Source organism: Escherichia sp. E2586 (assembly GCF_005781105.1).
Taxonomy (GTDB): domain Bacteria; phylum Pseudomonadota; class Gammaproteobacteria; order Enterobacterales; family Enterobacteriaceae; genus Escherichia.
In genome coordinates this window covers 1-11198 of record NZ_VATN01000031.1, presented here as the reverse complement: position 1 = coordinate 11198, position 11198 = coordinate 1, and the positions used below count along the sequence as shown (strand labels likewise).

Sequence of the window (11198 nt, the reverse complement as noted above, 5' to 3'; positions counted from 1 at the left end):
GTGTGCCCGGAGTTCAGAGCGGGCATGGATGCTTAAATGAACCGCGAGTCTGTCTGGAATATTGAACCGGTAACTCACGATGAGAAACCCAACAATCCCACCGGGTGTGACGGTGGAGAACCTGAGCGGCAGTGACCTGCGGCATGCCCGCAGGGTGATGTAACCCGCTGACAACGGGGATTGAGGCGAGATCACTAAGCCGAGATGATCCTCAAGGTTAAGTACTGAAAGGCTGAAGAACATGAACCCGTTAATCCGCCTCTGTGGGTTGAAAACGTCACCACGGCCTACGTGATCTGACAGGCCGTGCAGGAGGAACTGGCAGTGATACGTAAGCACTGCCGGTCGAAGGTGTTTTGACATGTATACGAAACACCGGGGCAGCAGCGTCTATCACGCTTGCGTTGCTGACTTCTGCCAACTTGCGGCAAGCAAGGATAAAGAGTGCGACGGGCAGCCTCCTCAGTATGCCTGAGTCCAGGCCGGTAAACCGGGGAAGGTCAGCGACGGATGTTAAGGGGGCATGGCTCCGATGACGCGCTGGCTGGCGGAGCTTCCGTAGTAGTCCGCGATGGGGAAAGCCCATTACATGGCGAAGGGAAGCAGTTTGAATGTGTTTGCGACGTGAATTAACTGACCTAACGAGGTGAAGACCTTTGATAATCAGCGAAATGCAACGCAAGCTTGCCACATGGGCAGCCACCGATCCGTCCCTACGGATTCAACGGCTGCTGCGTCTGATAACACAACCAGAATGGCTGGCTGAAGCGGCGCGGATCACGCTTTCATCAAAGGGGGCCCATACCCCCGGCGTTGATGGCGTGAACAAAACAATGCTACAGGCCAGACTGGCTGTTGAGCTGCAAATCCTCAGGGATGAATTACTCTCAGGCCACTACCAGCCCTTGCCCGCCAGACGGGTTTACATCCCTAAAAGCAACGGCAAACTGCGACCACTGGGTATCCCCACGTTGCGGGATCGTATTGTTCAGCGGGCCATGCTGATGGCGATGGAGCCGATATGGGAGAGTGATTTTCATACGCTCTCATATGGCTTCCGGCCTGAGCGCAGTGTCCACCACGCGATCCGCACGGTGAAATTACAGCTCACAGACTGTGGTGAAACCCGGGGACGCTGGGTGATTGAAGGCGACCTGTCCAGTTACTTCGACACCGTACATCATCGACTGCTGATGAAGGCTGTACGCCGCAGGATCAGTGACGCACGTTTCATGACTCTGCTGTGGAAAACCATCAAGGCGGGACATATCGATGTCGGTCTCTTTCGGGCGGCCAGTGAAGGTGTGCCACAGGGCGGTGTTATATCGCCGCTATTATCGAACATCATGCTGAATGAGTTCGATCAATACCTGCATGAGCGCTACCTGAGCGGGAAAGCCAGAAAAGATCGGTGGTACTGGAATAACAGTATCCAACGGGGCCGAAGTACGGCGGTCAGAGAAAACTGGCAGTGGAAACCCGCGGTGGCGTACTGCCGCTATGCCGATGATTTTGTCCTCATCGTCAAAGGCACCAAAGCACAGGCGGAAGCCATCAGGGAGGAGTGTCGGGGTGTGCTCGAAGGCAGTCTGAAACTCAGGCTGAACATGGATAAGACTAAAATCACCCATGTTAATGACGGCTTTATCTTTCTGGGGCACAGGATCATTCGCAAACGCAGTCGTTATGGCGAGATGCGAGTGGTCTCAACGATCCCGCAGGAGAAAGCCAGAAACTTCGCCGCATCGCTGACAGCACTGTTATCAGGCAACTACAGTGAAAGCAAAGTCGATATGGCTGAACAACTCAACCGAAAACTGAAAGGCTGGGCCATGTTCTATCAGTTCGTTGATTTTAAGGCCAAAGTCTTCAGTTATATCGACCGTGTCGTGTTCTGGAAGCTGGCTCACTGGCTGGCCCGCAAATACCGTACAGGTATCGCTTCCCTGATGAGGTGGTGGTGTAAATCACCGAAACCGGGTCAGAGCAAAACGTGGGTTTTATTTGGTAAAACCAATCACGGCAAGCTCAGCGGCGAAATACTGTACCGGTTGGTGGGGCAAGGCAAGAAGCTGTTCCGCTGGCGGCTACCCGAAGGTAATCCCTATCTGAGGACGGAGACCAGAAACACGTATACATCGCGCTTTACAGAAGTGGCAATGGCGTTCGCCAGCATTTAAATGGAGAGCCGGATGCGCTGAAAGGTGCACGTCCGGTTCGGGGAGGAGAGGCAGGGAAATAGTCCGACTACGCCCTGCCTCTTACTCTACTCTGGACGGGTAAGCGCTGGGCGTACCTCGCCGTTGTTCTCGACCTGTTCGCAAGAAAACCAGTGGGCTGGGCCATGTCGTTCTCGCCGGACAGCAGGCTTACCATGAAAGCACTGGAAATGGCATGGGAAACCCGTGGTAAGCCCGTCGGGGTGATGTTCCACAGCGATCAAGGCAGTCATTATACGAGCAGGCAGTTCCGCCAGTTACTGTGGAGATACCGGATCAGGCAGAGTATGAGTCGGCGTGGAAACTGCTGGGATAACAGCCCAATGGAGCGCTTCTTCAGGAGTCTGAAGAACGAATGGGTGCCGGCGACGGGCTATGTAAGCTTCAGCGATGCAGCTCACGCAATAACGGACTATATCGTTGGATATTACAGCGCACTAAGACCGCACGAATATAATGGTGGGTTACCACCAAACGAATCGGAAAATCGATACTGGAAAAAACTCTAACTCGGTGGCCAGTTTTTGTTGACCACTTCATCTTAAATGACTCTGAGGTGTCTGTTAAACCTGTGGCGATTCAGTCTATTAAACCTGTGGCGATTCACTTTATGGTATCATAAACTTAAATCTAGCGCCGGGTAGAACAAGTTAATCGAACGATGTAGCGGCCATTTAGGCGTTACAGAAAGAACAGAATTTTAAATTTATAGTGAAGCCGTTGCAGCAACTTTGTGGGGTGCAACCAACACTGAACAGGAAAAGAAAATGGATCATAGTGTACATAACAAGCTCATCTCATTTATTTGGAACATTGCCGACGACTGTTTACGTGATGTGTACGTTCGCGGTAAGTACCGCGATGTGATTTTACCTATGGTGGTATTACGACGTTTAGATACGTTACTTGAACCCACCAAAGAAGCCGTGCTTGAAGAGGTCAAGTTCCAAAAAGAAGAGATGCAAGCCACGGAGCTTGATGATGAACCATTGAAGGCGGCTAGTGGTTATGTTTTTTACAATACATCTAAATGGACCCTGAAATCCCTGTTCAACACCGCAACGAATAACCAACAGATATTACTCGCCAACTTTGAAGAGTACCTGCTTGGCTTTAGCGATAATGTTAAAGAAATCATTGAATGCTTTAACCTCAAGTCGCAAATTCGTCACATGGCCTCAAAGCAAGTCCTTCTTGATGTCGTCGAAAAGTTTGTTTCCCCTTACATCAACTTAACTCATGAAACGATCGAAGACCCAGATGGCAACAAGATGCCAGCCCTTACTAACCTGGGTATGGGGTACGTGTTCGAAGAGTTGATCCGTAAGTTCAACGAGGAGAATAACGAAGAAGCCGGTGAGCACTTTACACCTAGGGAAGTGATTGAGCTGATGACACACTTGGTTTTTGACCCAGTGAAAGAGCAGCTACCATTGACCATGACCGTTTACGACCCTGCGTGTGGTAGCGGTGGTATGCTCACTGAATCTCAAAACTTCATTGAAGAGAAATACCCGAACGACAGCCGAGATATTTACCTTTACGGCAAAGAGATCAATGACGAGACCTACGCGATTTGTAAATCGGACATGATGATCAAAGGTAACAACCCTGAGAACATCAAGGTAGGCTCAACCTTGTCTACCGACGAGTTTGCGGCTTCTCGCTTTGACTTTATGTTGTCTAACCCGCCATACGGTAAGAGTTGGGCGTCTGAACAGAAGCATATTAAAGACGGTAGTGACGTGATTGACCCACGTTTTAAGGTTAGCCTGAAAGACTATTGGGGAAATCTCGAAGTGGTGGATGCCACGCCACGTTCAAGTGATGGCCAGCTGCTCTTTTTAATGGAAATGGTCAACAAGATGAAAGATCCGAGCGTAAGCCCATTAGGCAGCCGGATTGCTTCTGTTCATAACGGCTCATCGCTCTTTACCGGTGATGCGGGCGGTGGCGAAAGTAACATTCGTCGCTTCATCATTGAAAACGACATGCTAGATGCCATCGTTCAGTTACCAAATAACCTGTTCTACAACACCGGCATTACCACTTACATTTGGGTGTTGAACAACAATAAACCTGAGGCACGTAAAGGTAAGGTGCAACTGATTGATGCCAGCTTGCTATACCGTAAGTTGCGTAAGAACTTAGGTAACAAAAACTGCGAATTTGCGCCTGAGCACATCACGGAAATCACCGATACTTACCTCGCGTGTGTGGACGTTGAAAGAGCACTTGATGCAAACAATGATCCTATCGGTATCGCCAGTAAGGTCTTTAGTAATGACGACTTTGGCTACTACAAAGTCACTATCGAGCGCCCAGATCGCCGCAAAGCCAAGTTTACTCAAGATGCCATAGCCCCACTGCGTTTTGATAAGCAACTTAGTGAAGTGATGGAGTACGTGTACGCAGAGCACGGCGAACGTGTTTACGAAAAAACTGGCTACGGGTCAGATCAGAAAAAGAGCTTCTTAAAATCCATCGAGAAAGACATTCTTTCTTGGTGTGAAGATAACGACATCAGTCTCAATGCTAAGGCTAAGGCCAAACTGCTTGATGTGAAACACTGGCTGGCGCTAAAAGCATTGCTTGAAACTGCACAAACGCTGATGGCTGACATCGGTAGCATTGAATTTGATGACTTCAATAGCTTTAAAACCCAAGTTGATAAATCGCTAAAAGCCCATGCTATTAAGCTTTCAGCACCTGAGAAAAATGCCATTCTTCACGCGGTGAGCTGGTATGACGAAACCGCCAAGAAAGTGGTTAAAAAGGTAGTTAAATTAACGGGTGATAAATTAAACGACCTGCTGGAGCGCTATGAGTGTGAAGTCGCTGACTTGCCAGATTTTGGTTATTACCCCGTTCCTTCAGCAGAAGGCGGTAAAAAAGGCGAGTATATCACTTACGAGACCAATTCAGACCTGCGAGATACAGAATCTGTTCCATTAAAGCAAAGCATTTACCAGTACTTCCTAGATGAAGTGAAGCCTCATGTCGATGAAGCATGGATAAACCTAGATACGGTAAAAATTGGCTATGAAATCAGCTTCAATAAGTATTTCTACCGTCATAAACCGCTGCGTAGTTTAGAAGAGGTCGCAACCGACATCATCAACCTAGAACAAAAAGCCGAAGGTTTGATTGCGCAGATTCTTGGTGCGGAAGTAAAAAAGGTTCAGGGGTAAGTCGTTATGATGAAGATTTCTGAAATGCCGAAATATGAGGTTTATAAGGATTCAGGTGTTGAATGGCTAGGGGATATTCCTGCGTCTTGGAGCTTATTAGCTAATAAGCACATCTTTCGCTTGAAGAAAAAACAGGTTGGAAAACGCTCAAGCGAATATGATTTGCTATCGCTTACTCTCAGAGGTGTGATTAAGCGTGATATGGAAAACCCAGAGGGTAAGTTCCCAGCAGAGTTCGATACTTATCAAGAAGTGCAGTGTGGAGATTTCATTTTCTGCTTGTTCGACGTGGAAGAAACACCCAGAACTGTTGGGTTGTCGCCATTTAATGGGATGATTACTGGTGCATATACCGTTTTTGAACTAAATGACAATTTTGATAATAGGTTTTTATACTATTTTTATATTAACCTTGATGCAAAAAAGATGCTTAAACCGCTTTATCGTGGCCTGAGAAATACAATTCCTAAAGATTCATTTCTGAGTTTTAAGACGTTTGTTCCTCCCCATGAGCAACAAACCCGTATCGCCAACTTCCTAGACAAGAAAACCGCTCTAATCGACGAAGCGATTTCGATCAAAGAAAAGCAAATTAATCTGTTAAAAGAACATAAGCAGATCATCATCCAACAGGCGGTGACCCAAGGGCTTGATCCCAATGTGCCAATGAAAGACTCCGGTGTAGATTGGATTGGGGAGATACCGGAGCATTGGGAGATAATTCCTCTAAAGCATTTGTGTAAATTCAGTGGGGGCGGAACTCCGAGCAAAGATAACTTAACTTATTGGGAAGGTGGAACTATTCCTTGGGTTTCACCGAAGGATATGAAATCTACTTATATATTTGAGACTCAGGATTACGTTACAGAAAAGGCAGTAAAAAACTCCTCTACAAACTTTGTAGCGCCAAACTCTTTGCTTCTTGTAGTTCGCTCAGGGATTTTGCAACGGAAAATCCCTGTAGCAATAAACACCGTTGAGGTGACACTGAATCAAGATATGAAGTCTTTAACATTTAATCATCACATGACCATCGAATTCATGCTGAACTTCATTGTTGGCAACAATGATTCGCTTTTGGTTGAATGGACTAAAGAGGGTGCAACTGTTGAAAGCATTGAACATGAATATCTAGCTAATGGATTGGTCTGTGTTCCTCCAGTAAGCGAACAGAACGCTATCAATGAATATTTATCTTCATTTTCCATGCAGTTAGAAAGTGCTATTTCGCTGCAAGCTGAGCAAATCGAAAAACTAAAAGAATACAAAACCACCCTGATCAACAGCGCCGTGACAGGAAAAATCAAGATCACCCCAGAAATGGTTGAGCAATAGGAAGCGAATATGTTCACGGTAAATCATCAGACCAACAGGATTAGTCCGGTTAAGACGAAGAGATTCAGTGAGTTGGGCTTTACTGAGCGCAAAAATCTTCAGGAATGGTTGGCACACGAGCCTTCCGCACTGGGTGAAGAGCTACTAATTATTCAAAAGGAGTTCGATGGCTTTGATGACACCCGTGAACGCTTAGATTTACTGGCACTGGATAAAGATGGCAACTTGGTCATTATTGAAAACAAGCTGGACGATAGTGGCCGCGATGTGGTGTGGCAGGCGCTTAAATATGCCTCCTACTGCGCAAGTTTAACCAAAGCGCAAATCGTTGAAATTTACCAGCAGTACTTAGACCGCTATGAGCCTGTAACAGGAGAGGTTGACTTGTTTAATACCCCTGCAAGTGCCTCTGCTAGAATATGTGAGTTTTTGGATGCGCCCGATCTCGATGAGTTAAAGCTCAACCTGGGTAACAGCCAGCGCATTATGTTAGTTGCGGCAAACTTTCGCAAAGAAGTGACCAGCACCGCGCTGTGGTTATTGGGTCAAGGCATTAGCATTGCCTGCTTCAAAATCACGCCTTATTCACTGGGTGAACAGCTACTGATTAATATTGACCAGATCATTCCAACGCCAGAAGCGAAAGAGTTGATGATCGGCATTAATGCCAAGGAAGCGGAAGAAAAAACCACCGAAGTGGTACTAAAAAACCGCCATACCGTGCGTCGCGAGTACTGGGAGCGTGCCTTAGAGGCGTTTCAGAAAAGCTCTTGCCAACTCTATAACAACATTAGCCCAAGCAAAGATCATTGGTTATCAGCAGGCTCAGGGCTAAGTGGATGTCCGTATAACCTGATATTTCTGCAAAAAGAGCTTCGAGTAGAGCTTTGGATCAGCCGTGGGGTTACCGAAGAGAATAAATACCTTTTTGATTTGTTGAGTCAGTCCAAACAAGACATTGAGCATACTTTTGGTGCAGAACTTGAGTGGATGAGGCTGGATGAGAAGAAATCTTGCCGTATCCAGTTTTCGACCAAAGCTGACGGGTTTAACAAAGAGACTTGGCCCCAAGCGGTTGCGTGGCACTTAGAGCAGATGACAAAGTTAGAAAAAGCCTTAAAAGGACCGCTGCAAAAAGCGGCTGAGGCAATGAAACAGAAGAATTTTGATTAAGGGAATTTACAATTATGGTCAGTCAAACCAATGAACAAGCATTAGAGTCGGCCATTGAGAAATGTCTGGCTGGGATCAGTACTGAAGAGCTTAAAGAGGGACTGAGTCAGCAGTCACTGGGTGCTGGATACTTCATTGGTGCTGCTAGTGACTTTAATATGCAATATGCCATTGATGAACGTTTTTTCTGGCAATTTCTGCAAAAGACACAAGAAGTAGAGTTGGCCAAACTGCAAAAGAACAACCCCTCAGATTGGCAACGTAAGTTACTCGAACGATTTGACCGACTGATTAAGAAGCATGGCATTCTTCATTTACTTAAGAAAGGGCTAAGCGTAGACGATGCTCATTTCAATTTGCTCTATCCAGCCCCTTTGGCAAGTAGTAGTGAGAAGGTAAAGCAAAACTTTGCAGATAACGTGTTTAGTTGTACTCGCCAAGTGCGCTATTCCATGGTAAATCCCCTACAAGAAATCGACATGGTATTGTTTATCAACGGAATACCCTTGATAACGCTGGAGTTGAAGAACGCATGGACCGGGCAAACAGCACGTTATCACGGCCAAAAGCAGTATCGAGATGATCGGGATGCAACTCAGCCATTGCTGACCTTTGGCCGCTGCCTAGTGCATATGGCGGTCGATACCGACGAAGTGTATATGACCACCAAGTTATCAGGTAGCAGTACATTCTTCTTGCCGTTCAATAAAGGTCACAATCTTGGACAAGGCAACCCGCCGAATCCATCTGGCCATAAAACGGCATACCTATGGCAAGAAGTATTCACTAAAGACAGCTTGGCGAATATTATTCAGCATTTTGTGCGTCTGGATGGGTCAAGCAAAGATCCATTACCAAAGCGAACCCTGTTCTTTCCTCGATACCATCAATTGGATGTGGTGAGAAAATTAGTAGACCATGCCGCCCAGCACGGTGTCGGTCAGACTTACTTAATTCAACACTCAGCCGGTTCAGGTAAGTCTAACTCGATTACCTGGGCAGCTTATCAGCTAATTGAAACCTATCCTGCTTCGTCTGATGTGGCAGGCGGAAAAAGCTTGGAGCAGCCGTTGTTTGACTCTGTGATTGTGGTCACCGATAGACGCCTATTGGACAAGCAGCTGCGGGATAACATTAAAGAGTTTTCTGAAGTAAAGAACATTATTGCCCCAGCGAATAAGTCTTCTGAGCTTAAGCAGGCGCTGGAGAATGGCAAAAAGATTATTATAACGACGATTCAGAAATTCCCGTTCATTATTGATGGTATCGCCGATCTTAGTGACAAGCGCTTTGCAGTGATCATCGATGAAGCACACAGCTCACAGTCTGGTTCGGCGCATGACAATATGAACCGAGCGATGGGCAAGTCTGAAGTCGAAGAGGCAGAAGATGCTCAGGATAAAATCCTTCAGGCGATGAGATCGCGTAAGATGCGCGGGAATGCGTCGTACCTGGCATTTACAGCGACACCAAAAAACAGCACTTTGGAGAAATTTGGTCAACGCCAAGAAGATGGCTCTTACAAGCCGTTTCACTTGTATTCGATGAAACAAGCCATTGAAGAAGGCTTCATCTTGGATGTGCTGGCAAATTATACGACGTACAAAAGTTATTATGAGATTGAGAAATCAATTGCTGATAACCCTGAGTTTGATACCAAAAAGGCGCAGAAAAAACTCAGAGCTTATGTAGAACGAAGCCAGCAAACAATTGATATCAAGGCAGAGATTATGCTGGAGCATTTTGTTCCGCATGTCGTGAATACGAAAAAGCTCAAAGGTAAAGGTAAAGGAATGGTGGTCACTCAAAATATTGAGGCGGCCATTCGATACTACAAAGCGATAAGGCGAATACTTGAGGAGCAAGGAAACCCGTTTAAAGTTGCCATTGCTTTCTCAGGAACCAAAGAAGTTGATGGTATTGAATATACCGAAGCAGATATTAATGGTTTTGCCGAGTCAGATACCAAAGATATGTTTGATACCGATGAGTATCGACTTTTAGTGGTTGCTAACAAGTATCTGACTGGGTTTGACCAGCCTAAGCTTTGCGCCATGTATGTAGATAAGAAGCTCGCCAGTGTCTTGTGTGTTCAGGCGCTATCTAGGCTCAATCGCAGTGCACCTAAGCTAGGGAAGAAAACAGAAGACTTGTTTATCCTGGATTTTTTCAACTCGGTTGAAGATATTCAATCAGCATTCGATCCTTTCTATACAGCAACGTCATTGTCCCAAGCTACAGATATAAACGTACTGCACGAGTTGAAAGATGAAATGGACGATGTCGGTGTGTACGAGTGGTATGAAGTTGAAGACTTTGTGACGCGTTATTTCAAGAATGAAGACGCCCAAACACTCAGTCCAATCATTGATATTGCCGCAGCGCGGTTTGACCATGAACTAGATCTTGAAGCTGAAGCTAAAGTGGACTTTAAGATTAAAGCCAAACAGTTCGTTAAAATCTATGGGCAGATGGCTTCTATCATGCCTTATGAAATGGTCAGCTGGGAAAAACTGTTTTGGTTCCTGAAGTTTTTAATACCGAAATTGAAAGTGGAAGATCCCGATGCTGATGCTATTGATGAGCTTCTCGATTCTGTCGATCTGAGTTCATACGGTTTGCAACGTGTGAAGCTTAACCACAGCATTAAACTTAGTGACCAAGAAGCGGAGCTTGATCCTCAAAATCCGAACCCACGTGGGGTGCATGGCGGTGAAAAAGAAACTGACCCGCTGGATGAAATCATTCGCACATTTAATGAGCGATGGTTCCAGGGCTGGAGTGCCACACCTGAAGAGCAAAAGGTTAAGTTCGTGAACATCGCTGAAAGTATCCGCAATCACCCTGACTTCGAATCGAAATACAAAAACAACCCAGATCCCCATAATCGAGATTTGGCCTTCGAAAAAATGCTCAAGGAAATCATGCTGCAACGCCGTAAAGATGAACTTGAGCTCTACAAGTTGTTCGCAGGAGATTCAGCATTTAAAGCCTCGTGGACGCAAAGTATGCAACGAATGGTGGGTAGGTAGAAAGGAGTGATGGTTTGCTGAAGGCAGTCTCAGAGTTATTAGGTGGGTCACCAGGCCTGAAAGGACGTCAAATTGCCAAGGAGCTGGGGCTGGTCAGCTGTCAGCAGCCGACTCACCGGTATAAACGTGGTGGTCATGAACATGTTGCTATCCCTAACTACCTTGAACGGCAGTTCGCCGTGACCGAGCCAAATCAGGTGTGGTGCGGTGATGTGACCTATAGTGTCTGTAGTGGCACAGTAAATTTG

5 protein-coding genes and 2 pseudogenes are annotated in these 11198 nt (G+C 46.3%); all 7 read left to right on the top strand.

Annotation, left to right across the window (positions count from 1 at the left end):
- The first annotated feature begins 671 nt into the window (after positions 1 to 671).
- Entirely contained in the window at positions 672 to 2180 is a 1509-nt protein-coding gene (gene ltrA / locus FEK50_RS22340; protein WP_123002973.1) for a group II intron reverse transcriptase/maturase, read from the top strand.
- 80 nt (positions 2181 to 2260) lie between these two features.
- Positions 2261 to 2750 (top strand): annotated as a pseudogene (locus FEK50_RS22335) (IS3 family transposase); the annotation flags it as partial.
- A gap of 236 nt (positions 2751 to 2986) precedes the next feature.
- Entirely contained in the window at positions 2987 to 5410 is a 2424-nt protein-coding gene (locus FEK50_RS22330) for a class I SAM-dependent DNA methyltransferase (protein ID WP_001407279.1), read from the top strand.
- Positions 5411 to 5416: 6 nt separating this feature from the next.
- Positions 5417 to 6745, top strand: coding sequence for a restriction endonuclease subunit S (locus FEK50_RS24255; RefSeq protein WP_165489021.1), 1329 nt, complete (start codon positions 5417 to 5419; stop codon positions 6743 to 6745).
- Positions 6746 to 6754: 9 nt separating this feature from the next.
- On the top strand, positions 6755 to 7918 hold the full coding sequence (locus FEK50_RS22315; protein WP_032328845.1) for a DUF4268 domain-containing protein: 1164 nt from the start codon (positions 6755 to 6757) through the stop codon (positions 7916 to 7918).
- Between the two features lie 14 nt (positions 7919 to 7932).
- Entirely contained in the window at positions 7933 to 10950 is a 3018-nt protein-coding gene (locus FEK50_RS22310) for a type I restriction endonuclease subunit R (RefSeq protein WP_016240670.1), read from the top strand.
- 17 nt (positions 10951 to 10967) lie between these two features.
- A pseudogene (locus FEK50_RS22305) lies at positions 10968 to 11198 on the top strand (hypothetical protein); the annotation flags it as partial.